The sequence below is a fragment of the Tropicibacter sp. S64 genome (genome assembly GCF_049803835.1).
GTDB lineage: Bacteria > Pseudomonadota > Alphaproteobacteria > Rhodobacterales > Rhodobacteraceae > Pacificoceanicola.
Genome location: NZ_JBNAGK010000001.1, coordinates 646964 through 661960 on the forward strand (window position 1 = coordinate 646964; position 14997 = coordinate 661960).

The 14997-nt window shown below is 66.1% G+C and carries 9 protein-coding genes; 6 read left to right on the forward strand and 3 right to left on the reverse strand.

All coding sequences use genetic code 11. The features are described from left to right. Positions 1 to 33 precede the first annotated feature (33 nt). Positions 34 to 1308 carry a hypothetical protein gene (locus ACP159_RS03075; protein WP_425098153.1) on the reverse strand — a complete coding sequence of 425 codons (1275 nt, stop codon included), beginning with the start codon at positions 1306 to 1308 and terminating at the stop codon, positions 34 to 36. Positions 1309 to 1394: 86 nt separating this feature from the next. Further along, positions 1395 to 2618 (reverse strand): hypothetical protein, encoded by a 1224-nt coding sequence (locus ACP159_RS03080; protein WP_425098154.1) that lies wholly within the window; start codon positions 2616 to 2618, stop codon positions 1395 to 1397. Between the two features lie 504 nt (positions 2619 to 3122). Between ACP159_RS03080 and ACP159_RS03085 the strand changes: the two genes are divergently transcribed. Both ACP159_RS03085 and ACP159_RS03090 read left to right on the forward strand, forming a co-directional pair. Then, entirely contained in the window at positions 3123 to 4859 is a 1737-nt protein-coding gene (locus ACP159_RS03085) for an autotransporter assembly complex protein TamA (protein ID WP_425098155.1), read from the forward strand. Beyond that, on the forward strand, positions 4859 to 9574 hold the full coding sequence (locus tag ACP159_RS03090; protein WP_425098156.1) for a translocation/assembly module TamB domain-containing protein: 4716 nt from the start codon (positions 4859 to 4861) through the stop codon (positions 9572 to 9574). The genes ACP159_RS03085 and ACP159_RS03090 overlap by 1 nt, the downstream gene beginning before the upstream one ends. Positions 9575 to 9578: 4 nt before the next feature. Here ACP159_RS03090 and ACP159_RS03095 read toward each other — a convergent pair whose 3' ends face one another. Then, the gene (locus ACP159_RS03095) at positions 9579 to 12128 is read right to left on the reverse strand and encodes a putative bifunctional diguanylate cyclase/phosphodiesterase (RefSeq protein WP_425098157.1); all 2550 of its coding nucleotides are present in this window, start codon (positions 12126 to 12128) and stop codon (positions 9579 to 9581) included. Positions 12129 to 12306: 178 nt separating this feature from the next. On the opposite strand from ACP159_RS03095, the gene ACP159_RS03100 reads away from it, so the two are divergent. From ACP159_RS03100 to comE, 4 genes are all read left to right on the forward strand, one after another. Continuing rightward, complete coding sequence (locus tag ACP159_RS03100) at positions 12307 to 13215, forward strand: 2-dehydro-3-deoxygalactonokinase (RefSeq protein WP_425098158.1); 909 nt, start codon at positions 12307 to 12309, stop codon at positions 13213 to 13215. Beyond that, a complete protein-coding gene (locus ACP159_RS03105) occupies positions 13212 to 13814 on the forward strand; it encodes a 2-dehydro-3-deoxy-6-phosphogalactonate aldolase (protein WP_425098159.1) in 603 nt (200 codons plus the stop codon). Before ACP159_RS03100 ends, ACP159_RS03105 begins: the two co-directional genes overlap by 4 nt. 111 nt (positions 13815 to 13925) lie before the next feature. Beyond that, complete coding sequence (locus ACP159_RS03110) at positions 13926 to 14429, forward strand: sulfopyruvate decarboxylase subunit alpha (RefSeq protein WP_425098160.1); 504 nt, start codon at positions 13926 to 13928, stop codon at positions 14427 to 14429. Continuing rightward, positions 14426 to 14980 carry a sulfopyruvate decarboxylase subunit beta gene (gene comE / locus ACP159_RS03115; RefSeq protein ID WP_425098161.1) on the forward strand — a complete coding sequence of 185 codons (555 nt, stop codon included), beginning with the start codon at positions 14426 to 14428 and terminating at the stop codon, positions 14978 to 14980. Before ACP159_RS03110 ends, comE begins: the two co-directional genes overlap by 4 nt. The last annotated feature ends 17 nt before the right edge of the window (positions 14981 to 14997 follow it).

Here is a 14997-nt window from a genome sequence, read left to right on the forward strand (position 1 = left end):
GGGTATCGGGTCCGGGGCGATGGGTTGTCGCGGTCAGTCCTCGCGTTTCTCGAGGCGTTCGAGCCGGTCGAGCAGCGCCGCGTTCAGGGCCTTCTGCTCGGCGTAGCGGGCGTCCTGCTGCGCGATGCGGGCTTCCTGTTCCAGCGTATAAAGCGTCAGTTCCTCGACCTTTTTCAGCAGCGTCATCTGCATCTCCGTCACGTCGAGCCCCTCGGCTCTGATCTGCGCCGCCGATGGCACCTCCGGCAGGTGGCTGTTGGCGTCGATGAAAGCCTGCACCTCCGTCAGGGGGCGCAGGGGGTAGTCCGGACCGAAGACGTAATCCGGCACGTTGAGCTGTGTCGCGCCGGAGATGAACTTGCCCGGAACCGTCAGGTCGCCGTCATGGGTCAGGGTGAACTCCGGTCCATCCGCCACCTGGTCGGAGATGATGAAGCGGTTGGCCGTGGCATGTTCGTGCACGAAGTACCATTCGGACCCGGTGACCGTGTTGGCCAGCGTGAAGTAGGAGCCGCCGTTGTTGCGCATGGAGAACATCTCGCGCGAGGCGGAGGGGCTGGGCGCGATATTCTCGACGCGGATCTGCGCGTCGCCGTTGTTGCGCAGGACATGCAATGCGGTACTGGCGGGGCTGGCCCCAACGCCGAGATTGCCATTGGGGAAGAGCGTCAACGCGGCACTGGGCACGCCGGGCAATACGGTGAGGAAATTGTTTCCGGTATTGCCATCCTGCATGAAGAAACCGCCTTCACTGCCGAACATGGACCATTTCTGGTCTCCGAACGCGCCGGACTGTTCGAGCAGCAGCGAAGGGCTGTCATTCGTGACCACATGCAGGTCCGCCTGCGGCAGGCTGGTGCCGATGCCGACCTGCCCGGTGCTGTCGAGCCAGAGCGTGTTCGTCGGGGCGCCGCCCATGATACTGAACGGGATCTTGGGGGTCGAGTTCAGGTCGTTGGCCGCGTCGTATACGCTGAAGGTCTCGATGGCAGGGTTGCCGCCCGGACCCATGACCCAGTCCCGATCCGCGAAGGTGCTGGTGCTTGTGTCCTCGAAGGCAATGCGCGGGTCGTTGCCCTTGAGTTTGAGCGGGATGTTCCCGAAGGCAGTATCGGCTTGCGTGCAGGCATTGCCGGCGCAGACCATGCCGTTGAAGGCATTGACGTTGCCATTGAAGAAGTTCGTTCCGGAACCGGATTGGGTGATCACCCCTGTCAGGGAGAGATTGTCGCCTGAGATATTCTGGGCCAGGACTGGCGCCGACAGCAACAGGAATACGGGCAAAGCCGTGCGCATGAGGGGAAGCATTCGGGAAAACTCCATGAAAATCCCGGTGATGCTACCCCGCCTTTTTCGCTTTGCCTATAGACCAGTTAACGCCTGTCCGGCATCGCTCAGCGGTCGGCCAGCACGGCCTGCAACTGCTCAACGGTCGCCAGCATCTGCACGAGGTCCCGGCGGAGCGCCGCGGTCTCCGCGGCTTGCCTTTCGGTCAGCGCGGCGGCCTCCTTGAGCTGCGTCTCCTGCTTCAGCGTATACAGCGTCAGTTCTTCGACCTTCTTCAGGAGCGTCATCTGCATCTCCGTCATGTCGAGCCCCTCCGCCTCGATCTCCGCTGCCGAAGGTACCTCTGGCAGGTGTCTGTTGGCGTCGATGAAGGCTTTCACCTCGGACAGAGGGCGCAGGGTGTACTCCGGGCCGAAGACGTAATCGGGCACGTTCAAAGTCGTGCCGCCGACGGCAAAGCCGCCCTGCACGGTCAGCAGACCCTCGGCGCTGAGTGTCATTTCCGGCCCGTCGGCCACGCCGTCGGTGATGATGAAACGGTTGGGGCTGTTCTGTTCGTGGGTGAAATACCACGTTGTTCCGCTCGCGGTGTTGTCGAGCGTGAAGTAGGACCCACCGTTGTTGCTCATCTTGAACATTTCGCGGACGGCGGGGGTGAGCGAGGTGTCCTGAACATGAATGCGCGTGTTGCCGGAAGCGGATCTGACGTGAAGTTGCGAGTCCGGGCTGCCGGTCCCCACGCCCACATTGCCATCGGAGGCGATTTCGAAGGCGAAGTCGGGAGCACCGGGGCGGATCTGGAAAGGAATCTCGCCCGCATCAACGTCGTAGACGTAGAACCCGGCATTATTGCCCCGCAGGTCCCACGAATAGGATGTGCCGGCAGTGTCTTCCAGACGGATCGCGGCCTCCAGCAATGCGCCCTTGTCGACGACATGCAGGCTCGCCTGCGGAATGGTCGTCTGCAGGCCGATCATCCCGCTGTCGCTGATGAAGAGGGCCTTCGTCGGCGCGTCCTCCTCGATCACGACCGGATAGCGGAAGGTTGTCTCGTTCTTGATTGAAAAGCCGTTGAAGACACCCGAAGAGGTATCGTCGACGGAGACGGTCCAGGTGCTGTCGCCTGCGCTTGTGTCGTTGAACTGAAGTTCGGGGATGGTGCCCTTGATCTTGATGTCGGTCGCGCCGAAAGGCTCTCCGTCGATGCATTCGGCGCCACCCGCGCAGATGTTTCCGGTGGTGATGATGTCGTCCGTGAAAAGCTGGTCGGCTTGCGCCGTCGCGGAAAGGGTCAGGGCAAAGGTGGTGCCGGTGACAAGATGTCGGATCATCGCGAACTCCTTCGGGAAATGTACTTGATGGACGTGGCACGGCGCCTGTGCGCGGCGGCAGGTCCGGAAAATGGCTTTGGCCCCGAGGTCCATCGGGGCGACGAACAGGGCGTACGCCCGCACTGTATCGCGCAGGGTCAACAACCCTGCGGCAAAGGTTAACGACTTGAGACTGTGTGTCAATTCCTGTGGTCGTGACGCCTTCCCGAAGACTGAAGAGCCGGGCCAGTGGTGTCCTGCCTTGCGAAATGGATGGGCGGGTTGTCGGAAGGGTCGTTGGCGACGGTGCATGTGGTCCCTGAAACGGTGAACTGGCGCGACGTCTTGAAAAGAACCGGGACTTATCCCCTTGTCCTTTTCGCAGGGTGCATCAGTATGTACCCGAACCGAAAACAATGGCTGCGAGCGCGGATCAACCGGGCCCGGCCCGTTCGAGCTGGATAGATGACACCAAAACGCGGCGCCGGAACACTTGCAAACCTGTTGGCAATATTCACCTTTTCGGTGACGGGTTTTCCGGCGGGAGCGTTTGACGCCAAGCTGAAGGTTGCCGGCGGGGATGACACGATCGAGGGGTTCCTGACCCAGGCCTCGCTTGTGATCGCTGCCGAAACCGACGGCCAGACCAACCCGCAAGATATTCTGGCCGCAGCACAGGCGGATTATGGCCGATTGGTCGGCGCATTGTATGACGCCGGGTACTTTGGTCCGGTGGTGCGCATCCTGATCGACGGGCAGGAGGCGGCGACGCTACCGCCGCTCACCCGGCTGCCCTCCGTCCGGCAGGTGCGGATCGAGGTCGATCCGGGCCGCCGCTTCGAATTCGGCCGCGCCGAAGTCGCGCCGCTGGCACCGGGCACCGAACTTCCGGAGCAATTCGCCCGGGGCAAGGCGGCGGGCACGGCGACCATCCGCGAGGCCGCTGCGGCGGGTGTGGATGGCTGGCGCGGCGTCGGCCATGCCAAGGCGGAGGTGACCCGGCAGGAGATCACCGCCCGCCACGAGGTTGCCAAGCTCGACGTGCTGCTCGGCATCACGCCGGGGCCGCTGGTCCGGTTCGGGCGCACGGTGGTCAGCGGCGAGTCCGCGGTGGACGAGGGCCGAATCCGCGAGATCGCGGGCATCCCGAAGAACGAGGTTTTCGACCAGGAGATCCTGGAAGACGCCGCGACCCGTCTGCGTCGGACCGGGACGTTTTCGTCGGTGACGCTGCGCGAGGGCGAGCTGAACCCGGACAACTCCATGGACATCGCGCTGGCCGTGGTCGACGCCAAACCGCGCCGCTTCGGCTTCGGGGCGGAGGTCGAATCCACCGACGGGCTGACGCTTTCCGCCTTCTGGCTGCACCGCAACTTCCTCGGCGGTGCGGAGCGGTTCCGCGTCGATGGCGAGATTTCCGGCATCAGCGGCAGCACTGACACGCTCGACTACAAGTTCTCCGTCAGTCTCACGCGCCCGGCGACGCTCACGCCGGAGACGGACATGATCCTGCGGGCCAATGTCGAGCAATTGTCCGAGCCGACCTATTTCTCGCAGCAGGCCAGCGTCTCGCTCGGCTTCACCCGGCAGGTATCGCGCCAGCTGACCACCGAGGTGGCGCTAGGGTACCGCTATTCGGACGTGGAGGACGACCTCGGCAAGCGGACATTCCAGCATCTGACCCTGCCACTCGGCCTGACCTGGGATCGGCGCAGCGACACGCTCAATCCGAAGGACGGAACCTACCTGCGGTTCGAGGCGATGCCCTACGCCGGTCTCGGCGGCAGCGCCTCGGGCGGGCGCGTCTACGCCGATGCCCGGGCCTACCGGGCGTTCGGCGAGGAGGAAGGCGTCGTGCTCGCGGGCCGCATGCAGATCGGCTCGGTCATGGGCTCATCCATCGCCGAAACCCCGCCGGACCTGCTGTTCTACTCCGGCGGCAGCGGCACGGTCCGCGGGCACAGCTACCAGTCGCTCGGCATCACGTCCGGCGGCAACGAGACTGGCGGGCGGTCGTTCCTCGGTCTCTCCACCGAAGTGCGCGTGGACTTCACGGACAGCCTCGGCGGTGTGGTGTTCTACGACATGGGATACATCGGGGCGAACAGCTTCATGGACGACACCGGCGGCTGGCACAGCGGCGCTGGGCTTGGCCTGCGCTATCAGACCGGGCTCGGTCCGATCCGTCTCGACGTGGCCACGCCGGTGAGCGGGAGTGGCAACGGGGTGCAACTCTATCTCGGAATTGGACAGGCCTTCTGATGCGCTGGTTACTCGCCGCATTCCTCATTTTCCTTTCGACCCTCGCTGCCGTCGCGCAGGAGGAAGACAAGGATCGCCTGACCCGCTTCCTCGAAGACACGCTTTCGGGGGCGGGGCGGCAGGTCACCGTCGAAGGCTTCCGCGGCGCGTTGAGCAGCCGCGCCACGATGGACCGGCTGGCGATTTCCGACGACCAGGGTGTCTGGCTGGAACTGACGGACGCGGTGCTGGACTGGAACCGGGCCGCCATTCTCGCAGGCCGCATCGAGATCAATGAACTCTCCGCCGGGGTCATCCGCCTTCCGCGCCTGCCCGCGTCAGAGGCAGCGCCCGCCAGTCCTGAAGCCACGCCCTTTGCGCTGCCGGACCTGCCGGTGAGCGTGAACATCGAGAAGATCGAGGCCGGGCGGGTCGAGCTTGGGGCACCTGTGGCCGGGGTTGCGCTGACGGCCTCTCTCGAAGGCAATATGCGGCTGAACGACGGGGAGGGCGAGGCCAACCTCGACATAACCCGGCTCGACGGGCCGCGCGGGGAATTCGACATCGCTGCGCGCTATTCCAACGGCTCCGGAGTCCTGTCGGTGGATGTCACCATTGCCGAAGAAAAAGGCGGCATCGTCGCCACGCAGCTTGGCCTGCCAGGCGCACCGGCGCTCGACCTCACCGCCAAGGGCGAAGGCCCCATCGACGATTTCACTGCCGATGTGGCCCTGAAAAGCGACGGCGAGGACCGGCTGACTGGACAGGTCGCCACCGTCGCGGGGGGTGAGGGGGAGGCGCGGGTGATCCGCGTCGATCTCACCGGCGACCTCGCGCCACTGTTCATCCCGCAATACCGCGATTTCTTCGGGCCCGAAGTCGGCCTGAAAAGCCGGGTCAGCCTGTTCCCCGATGGCCGCGTCGAGATGGACGAACTCAGCGCCACCGCCGCCGCGTTGAACCTGAACGGCACGTTCGCCATCGGCGCGGATGGCTTGCCAGAACGGTTCCGTCTGGACGCGGTGCTGCGGGATCCCTCCGGTGCGCCGGTCCTGCTGCCGATCGCCGGGACGGAAACGCGGGTGCAGATGGCCCTGCTCAACGCCAGTTTCGACGCCGCCAGCGGCCGGCGGTGGACGCTTCAGGGCGACCTGAACGGGCTGCTGCGGGACGGCTTGACGCTGGAAACGGCCAGGCTGACCGGTGGCGGCGAGATCGTGGCGGGGGCCACGCCGCGTGTCACGGCGAGGCTCGACGCGGAGGCGGATGGCATCGCGCTGGACGACCCGGCGCTGCAACAGGCCCTTGGCGAGAGCGCGCAGTTCGGTGCCGACATCCAATGGCAAAGCGGCGCGCCGGTGTTGTTCGACAATCTCGCCCTGACCGCCGAGGGGCTCTCGCTCACCGGCTCCGGCGTGCTCGATTCTTCCGGCGACGAGCCAGTCATAGACGGCGGGTTGATGGCGAAGATCGCCGACACCGGGCGGCTGTCGCTGCTTGCCGGGCAGGACCTTGGCGGTGCCATCGACGCGCAGGTGGACGGTCAGGCGATGCCGCTGAGCGGCGGGTTCGATCTCGACCTGACGGTAACCGCCACGGATCTGTCGGCGGGCATGGACGGAATCGACAACCTCCTGCGCGGTCAGAGCACCATCCAGCTGTCGGCTGTCCGCGATACCTCGGGCCTGACGATCCGGCAGGCGGACATCAGCGCCAACGGGGCGTCCCTGACTGCGAATGGCACGTTGAAATCGCTGGAGGAAACGCAGGTCTTCGATGGTCTTGCCTCCCTCTCGTTCCAGGACTTGTCGCGGCTGTCGGAACTGGTCGGGCGCGATCTTGCCGGGGATGTGAACGCCGATCTGAACGGCACTGCCCGCTTCGACGCCTCGCGGTTCGATGCGGAACTCGCGGTGATCGGGCAGGGCCTGGCGGTGGGGATCGACGGGGTGGACGACATCCTGTCGGAGGCCTCGACCCTCGATATTTCGGCCCTGCGCGATGACGAGGGCATCCGCATCCGCCGTGCCGAATTGACCGGCAAGGGGGCGAAGGCGACGATCACCGGCCTCTATACGCCTTACGCCGACAGTCCGGGTTTCGACGGGATCATCGAGGCGCAACTCGATGACCTCGGCGTGCTTTCTGGCCTTGCCGGGCGCGATCTTGGCGGCAGCCTCGACGCCCGGCTGAACGGATTTGCCCTGTTGAACGGCCAGCAGTTCGACCTCGATCTCCTGGCCAATGGCCAGAACCTGAGGACCGGCCTTGCCGATGCGGACCGGCTGCTGACCGGCCCGTCGCGCGTGGTGCTCTCCGCGGCGAGGGACGGAGAGACGATTACTCTCAAACAGGCGCAGCTTACCGCCACGGGCGCAAACCTCGACGCCTCCGGGACCGTCATCCCCACGGGTGAGAACGCCGGGTTCGACGGGTCGATAAAGGCGCGCCTGGACGATCTGGGGGCGCTGTCGGAGCTGGCGAAGCGGGACCTGGGTGGCAGTCTGAACGCGTCCCTGACGGGTCAGGCGAGATTCGACGGCTCGGCCTTCGATCTGTCCGTGACCGGCGAGGGGCAGGACATCCGGACCGGGATGCCGGATGTGGACGGGCTGCTTCGCGGGGCGTCCCGACTGAATTTGTCGGCGCTGCGCGAGGACGAGACCATCACCATTCGTCAAGCGACACTGACGGCGACCGGCGCCAGCCTCGATGCCGCAGGCACCGTGGTCCCGACCGGGCCGGAGGCGGGGTTCAACGGCGCCGCCAATGCCCGGCTCGACGATCTGGGCGCCCTGTCGACCCTCGCCGGACGCGACCTTGGCGGCAGCCTGAACGCGGCGGTCAACGGACAGGTCCTCTTCGATGCCTCCCGGTTCGATGTGACCCTGTCCGGGGAGGGGCGCAACATTCGTGTCGGCATTCCCGACGTCGACGCGCTGTTCACCGGGACCTCTACCCTGGACCTTTCGGCCAAGCGCGAAGATGGCACCATCACCCTGCGGCAGGGCAACCTGACCGCGACCGGCCTCACCGCCAGCGGAAATGGCGAATTGCGCGACACCGACGGCACGCTGACCTTCGACGCCCGCCTCGCCGACCTTGGCCGTTTCGTCCCCGATCTGGCGGGCCCGGCAACGGTCCGCGGTCGCGCGGTCAAGACCGCCAGCGGGCTGACCGTCAGCCTCGACGGCGAAGCCCCTCGCGCCATCCGCCTCAACGCGGATGTGAGCCTGCCGGACGGCGGCGCACCAAGCGCGCGGTTCGATGCATCCATCGGCTCGCTGGCGTGGATCGCACCGGAACTGGCGGGACCCGCCAGCATCCGGGGTACCGCCCGGCAGAACGGCGACCAATGGGTCATCGACACCAACGCCAGCGGTGCCGGAGGGGTGACGGCCAATGTCGCGGGCAGCGTCGTCGCCGATGCAAGCCGCGCCAACATCGACGCGACCGGCACGCTGCCGCTCGGGCTGATCAATGCGCGGCTCAGCCCGAATTCGATCCAGGGCCTCGCGCGGTTCGATCTCGCCCTGAACGGGCCGCTGGCGCTGTCGTCGGTCAGCGGCACGATCACCACCGCGGACACCCGTCTCGCCATCCCGAGCCTGCGCAACGCGCTGACCGGGATCACGGCGACGGTCAATCTGTCAGGCGGCAACGCGACCTTCGAGACGCGGGGTACCCTCGAAACCGGCGGTGGAGTCGGCGTGCAGGGCCGGGTCCGGCTGGAGGCCCCGATGGTGACCGAGGCAGTGGTTTCGCTGAACGACCTGCGCATCACCGATCCACAGCTCTACGAGACCCGCGCCAATGGCCAGCTGCGGCTGAGCGGGACCGCGCCGTCGAGCCTGGCGCTGACCGGCCAGCTGGACCTCGGGCAGACCGAGTTGCGCGTGCCGAACACCGGCATCGGCTCCTTCGGTGAAATCCCGGACATCACGCACATCAACGAGACCGCCGCGCAGCGCCGCACGCGCAGCTACGCGGGTCTGCTGGACGTGACCGGGGCGGGGAATGGCGGAGGCGGTGGCGGCACGGCGATTGCGCTCGACGTGCAGATCAACGCGCTGAACCAGATCTTCGTACGCGGACGCGGGCTTGATGCGGAGCTTGGCGGCTCGTTGCGGGTAACCGGAACCACGGCCGATGTGATCCCGCAAGGCCGGTTCGACCTGATCCGCGGCAGGCTCGACGTTCTGGGCAAGCGGCTGACGCTGGAGGAGGGATCGGCCCGGTTGCAAGGCGACCTCGTCCCCATGCTGCGCCTCGTGGCCAAGACTACCGCCGAAGACACGACAGTGTTCGTCACCATCGAAGGACCGGCGGACAGCCCGGAAATCAAGTTCACCTCCGATCCGAGCCTGCCCGAGGACGAGGTGCTGGCACGGCTGCTGTTCGGCAAGGACATCAGCTCGATCTCGGCGCTTCAGGCGGTGCAACTGGCCTCTGCCGTCGCGACGTTGGCCGGGAAGGGCGGTGTCGGCATCATCGAAAAGCTGCGGCAAAACACCGGGTTCGACGATCTCGATGTGACATCCGACGGCAATGGCGGCGCGACGGTGCGGGCCGGCAAGTACATATCCGAGAATGCCTATACAAACGTGGAAATCGACAGCAGCGGCCAGACGTCGATCAACCTCAACCTCGACCTGACGCCGAGCACCACCGTGCGCGGGCGCGTCGGGTCGGACGGCAGCACCGGAATCGGCCTGTTCTTCGAGCGCGATTATTGAGGGATCACGCGCTGGCGCTGCGGTCCGGCATCTGCCTGCGCAGGTAGTCGACAATCCCGTCCGCGGTCAGCGGGCGGGCGAAATAGTAGCCCTGAAGGACATCGCATCCCAGGTCATTCAGCAGCGCCGCCTGCGCGGCGTTTTCCACGCCCTCCGCGACGGTGCGGATGCCGAAACTTTCCGCGATTTCGACGATGGCCCGGATCAGCCTGCGATTGCGGGTCCTGTCATCCAGCGGCATCACCAGTCGCCGGTCGATTTTCAGCGCGTCGGGCGAAATGGCCAAGAGAGCGATGATGGATGCATGACCGGAGCCGAAATCGTCGATTTCGATCTCCACGCCGGATTCCCGCAGGGAGTCGAGGTTGAAGCGGAAGACGTCGTCCTCCTCTTCCATCAGAATGGTTTCCAGCAATTCGAACGCAACCCGTGTCCCGTCGCCGAGGATGCCGTCCGCGGCGTGCAGGATGGAGGGGTCGCGCATGCGTCCGGAGCTGACGTTGAAGCTGATTTTCGGCACTTGTACCCCGGCGTCGCGCCAGTCCCGCAGGACGGCGCGGGATTTCCCGATCATCGCGGCGTCCAGATCCGGCACGATGCGCAATTGCTCGGCCACCTTGAGAAAGCGGTCCGGTGTCAGAAGGCCGCGATCCGGGTGCTGCCAGCGCAGCAGCGTCTCGACGCCGTGGACCTTGCCGGTCCGCGCACAGATCTGCGGTTGGAAGACCGGGATGAATTCGTCGCGGGCAAGGGCGTTCTGAAGCTCGGAGGCGATCTGACGGTCCTGCACGATCGCCTCGCGAAGCGCAGGTGTGAAGAGCTCCGTACGGTTGCGTCCGAGGGCCTTCGCCCGGAAGAGCGCGGCGTCGGCGTAACAGAGGATGTCGCCGCCCTCCGCGGCGAGGTCATCCAGGTGCGCGATTCCGTGGCTGGCCTCAATCTGGCAGCGGCGGCCGTTGTGTGTGAACGGCTCCGCCAGTGCGATGCGCACCCGGGCGCAGACCGCGCTGGCGGTGGCCTCCGTCGCGCCCGGGGCCAGCAAGACGGTGAACTCGTCGCCGCCGATCCGGGCGGCGAGGTCGTCCGGGCCGATTTCCCGCAACAGGACCTGCCCGATCCGGCGCAGGACGGCATCGCCGGTTTCGTGCCCCAGCGTGTCATTGACATGCTTGAACCGATCACCGTCGATCCGGATCAGGGTGCAGGGTCGCGGCGTGTCCGCCCGGCGTGCCTCGTCCACGCGCTGTCCGAGCATCCTGTCGAAGAATCGTCGGTTCGCGAGTCCGGTCAGCGGATCGTGGAACGCCTGCCATTCGCTGCGCGCACGCATTGCCTCCGCCAGGCGATTGGCGCGGCGCAGATCCTCCTCGCGCTCGGCGTCGGGGGTAACGTCATGGATCGTTCCGACCCAGACGGCGGAACCGTCTGCCTCCCGGTGCGGCGTGGCGGATCCGGATAGCCAGAGGATGCCGCGATTCGGGTGCTTGTAGCAGAACCGATGGCTCCACTGGGTTTCATCGACGCGCGAGCGTTCCATGGAAGCATGCAACTCGGCAAAGTCGCGGGGGCGCATGTGTGCGCGAAGCCGCAGGAAGAAACCCTGCGGTGCACTGTCCTCGAAGCCAAGCAGCGCCATCATGCGCGCGCTGCAATATCGCAGCGACCCGTTTCCCTGCGGATCGCGGTACAGCTCGAAGATGCCGGCCGGGGCATTGTCCGCGATCGTCGTCAGGCGCCGATGTGCCGCGGCCAGAGCGGCGGTGGCCTCCTGCGCGGCCAGGCGCGTCTTCACCCGTTCGGTGACGTCGATCAGGTTGCCGAACCAGGTCACGGAGCCGTCCGCTTCCGGTGCCGGGATGGCCGAGCACATCAGCCAGCGTTCGCCATGCTGTGGATGCAGGATCCGGAGCTGGCGGTTGACGTCGAGCAGGTCGCGCATCGATTCCGCGAGGGTTGCAGCGAAGTCTTTGGCGTCTTCGGGCAGGAGGGTATCGAGGACCGCCGAGCCGTCCCGGCGCAGGGCGCTGGCGTCGACGCCGAGGATCAGGGGCAGCTTCGCGCTGAAATACGGCAGGCTGCACGCGCCGTCGCGGCCCTGCCGGAACTCGAACAGCGCTCCGGGCGCATTGTCCACCAGTTGCCGAAGCCGAGCATGGGCCCGGCGGTTGTCCCCGGCGTTCGTCGGGGCATCGCGCGGCACCGGCGCGGCGCTGCGCTTCTGTTCCTGGCCCAGCAGGACCGGGCAATCATCGCCATGCTGGACAAGGCGGATGGTGTAATTGGACAGGCATGTGCCGAAGGTGAGGACCGCCGAAGTCCCGTCCGCTTCGCCCGTCGTGAGGTCCCGCCCGATGCGGGCAAGCGTTGCCTGCTCGGCCCCGGTTACCAGGGTGCCGGCGTCGTGCACGGCCAGGGGCGGCTGATCCAGACCGTGGCGCCACGCAAACGCGGCGTTGAAGGCCATGGACTCGCCGTCGGTGCAGGCAATCCAGGCGGATGCATCCGTTTCCGCGAAAAATCTCCTGAACGCCTCGAGGGCGCCTTTGTCCAGCATGTCGCAGCTCATTCCATGTCTTGTTCGGGGTCTACCGTCAAAGTCTGAAGGACCTGCTAAGATACGCGTCCGGTCGGGTCCGCTCCGGCGGGCGCATTGACCGCAAATGCCCAGGGTGCCATGACTGGCAGGCGCCGAAGCGGCGCAGCAGCGCTTTAGACGACGGGAAGACCGTGCCATGCCAATCTCCACCCTTGCCTGGATCGCCGCCGACTGGGGCACGACTCACCTGCGGCTTTGGCTGATGGATGCGGCGGGCACCGTGCTGGATCGTCGCATGTCGGACAAGGGCATGGGCCGCCTCGCGCCGCATCAGTACGAGGCTGTCCTGCTGGACTTGCTCGGCGAGGACCTCCCGGGGCAACCGACGCCGGTGGTGATTTGCGGGATGGCCGGGGCGCGGCAGGGCTGGATCGAGGCGCCCTATGCCGCCGTGCCATGCACAGTGCCGGGCATCGACCGGGCGACGCGGGCGCCAACGTCGGACCCGCGGCTCGCCGTGTACATCCTGCCGGGTCTCTCGCAGGCGCAGCCCGCCGACGTGATGCGCGGCGAGGAGACGCAGATCGGCGGTTTCCTGGCCGGGGAACCGTCTTTCGACGGTGTGCTGTGCCTGCCCGGAACCCATTGCAAATGGGCGCATATTTCCGCCTCGGAGGTGGTGTCCTTCCGGACCTTCATGACCGGCGAGCTGTTTTCGCTGCTTGGGCAGCAGTCCGTCCTGCGCCATTCCATCGGCACCGGCTGGGACGAGGCGGCCTTTGCCGACGCGGTCACGGACACGCTTTCGCGTCCCGCCGGGCTCGGGGCGGAGCTGTTCTCGATCCGCGCCGCGCAGCTGTTGCACGGGCAGTCGACCGATGTTGCCCGCGCACGGCTGTCCGGCTTGCTGATCGGTCTCGAAATGGCGGCGGCCCGGCCTTACTGGCTGGGGCAGGAGGTGGTCATCCTCGGAGAGGACGGGCTTGCGAAGGCCTATGAGACCGCCATGAAGACCCAATCCGCATGGTGCCGCCGTGTGCCCGCCGAAGACACGACCCTGCAGGGGCTCAAGGCCGCCTTTGCCCAATTGAAAGCCACTCAATGACCCGAGAACTCATCGCCATCCTGCGCGGGATCACCCCGCTTGAGGCCGCCCCCATGGCCGCCGCCCTGATCGACGGGGGCATCACGAAGATCGAAGTGCCGCTGAACTCGCCCTCGCCGTTCGACAGCATCAAGGCCATGCTTGATGTGGCCGGCGGGCAAGCTGAGATCGGCGCGGGCACGGTGCTTGACCCGGCGGACGTGCTGCGGCTGGCGCAGATGGGCGCGCATCTGGTGGTCTCGCCGGACTGCAACCCGCGCGTGATCGTGGCGACGAAACAGGCGGGGCTGAAGTCCTTCCCCGGCGTCTTCACCGCGACGGAAGCCTTCACGGCGCTTCGCAATGGCGCGGATGGCTTGAAGTTCTTCCCGGCCTTCAAGCTCGGGACCGACGGCGTTGCGGCGCTGAAGGCGGTTCTGCCGACGGAGGCGAGGACCTACGCGGTGGGCGGTGTCGGGCCGGAGAACTTCGCCGACTGGCTGAGTGTCGGGATCACCGGCTTCGGCATCGGCTCGAACCTGTACAAGCCGGGCCGCACCGTCGAGGATGTGGCAAGCCGGGCGCGGGACATGGTCGCGGCCTACGACGCCGCGCTCTGACCCTTTCCACCTCCCGAAAACCGGGCTTCGGTTTTTCCGAAAGCCGCCGAAAGCCCTTGCAAGCCTCCGCCGCTCTGCCCCTGATGGCCGGGACCAAGGGGAGGGCAAGGCTTGGACATCGACAAGAGGATCGTGGACGATCTGATCGCCAACGATATCCGGTTCATCACGACGGTGCCGTGCAAGCAACTGGCAGGCGTGATTGCCGAGATCGAGACGCGGGACGCCATCCGGCATGTGCCGTCCAACAAGGAGGACGAGGGCATGGGGCTTTGCGCCGGGGCATACCTTGGCGGGATGCGCAGCGCGATCATCATGCAGAACACGGCGATCGGCGTGACGATAAACGCGCTTGCAACCTTGATCCAGTTCTACCGGATGCCCCTGCCGATGCTGATTTCCTATCGCGGCGAGGTGGGCGAGCCGGTGGCCTGCCAGGTGGAGATGGCGGTGCACACCAAGGCCTTGCTCGCGCAATTGCATATCCCGACGTATCACTTCCACCGCCGGTCGGACGTCGCGGAACTGGACGGTATCCTCAAGCACACGTTCATGGCGTCAAAGCCCGTGGCGATCCTGATGGATGCGACCTTCTGGAAGGGAGATCTGCAATGATCCGCGCCGAGATCCTGCGCGACATCGCGCCCCTGATCCGCGACCATCTGGTGGTCTGCAACATCGGCATTCCAAGCCAGGAACTGCACGCCATCGACGACCAGCCGACGAATTTCTACATGCTGGGGACCATGGGGCTGGCATCGTCCATCGGGCTTGGGCTGGCCCTCGTGCAACCGAAGCCGGTGATCGCCATCGACGGCGACGGCTCGGTGCTCACCAACCTCGGCACCCTGCCGACCATCGGCAACAACCAAGGCGGGCACCTGATCCTGCTGATCATCGACAACGGCAGTTACGGCTCCACCGGCGATCAGCCGACCTATACCGGCAAACGCACGTCCCTGGCTGGAATGGCGCGGGCGGCGGGCTGTGAGCGGGTGGTCGAGATCGACGGTAGGGATGCGAAGGCGGCGTTGAAGGACGCGCTCGGGACCAAAGCCACCACGGTCATCGTCTGCAAATGCGACAGCGGCAACGAGAAGATGCCGGTGATCACCATGGACCCGGTGACGATCCGGGACCGCTTCATGGCGGCGGTGCGCGGCTGACAGGACGCATTTCCATT

Coding starts and splice junctions, on each gene's coding strand:
- ACP159_RS03095 (WP_425098157.1), bottom strand. CDS start 12,128: ATGCTGGACAAAGGCGCCCTCGAGGCGTTCAGGAGATTTTTCGCGGAA.
- comE (WP_425098161.1), top strand. CDS start 14,426: ATGATCCGCGCCGAGATCCTGCGCGACATCGCGCCCCTGATCCGCGAC.
- ACP159_RS03075 (WP_425098153.1), bottom strand. CDS start 1,308: ATGCTTCCCCTCATGCGCACGGCTTTGCCCGTATTCCTGTTGCTGTCG.
- ACP159_RS03100 (WP_425098158.1), top strand. CDS start 12,307: ATGCCAATCTCCACCCTTGCCTGGATCGCCGCCGACTGGGGCACGACT.
- ACP159_RS03090 (WP_425098156.1), top strand. CDS start 4,859: ATGCGCTGGTTACTCGCCGCATTCCTCATTTTCCTTTCGACCCTCGCT.
- ACP159_RS03105 (WP_425098159.1), top strand. CDS start 13,212: ATGACCCGAGAACTCATCGCCATCCTGCGCGGGATCACCCCGCTTGAG.
- ACP159_RS03080 (WP_425098154.1), bottom strand. CDS start 2,618: ATGATCCGACATCTTGTCACCGGCACCACCTTTGCCCTGACCCTTTCC.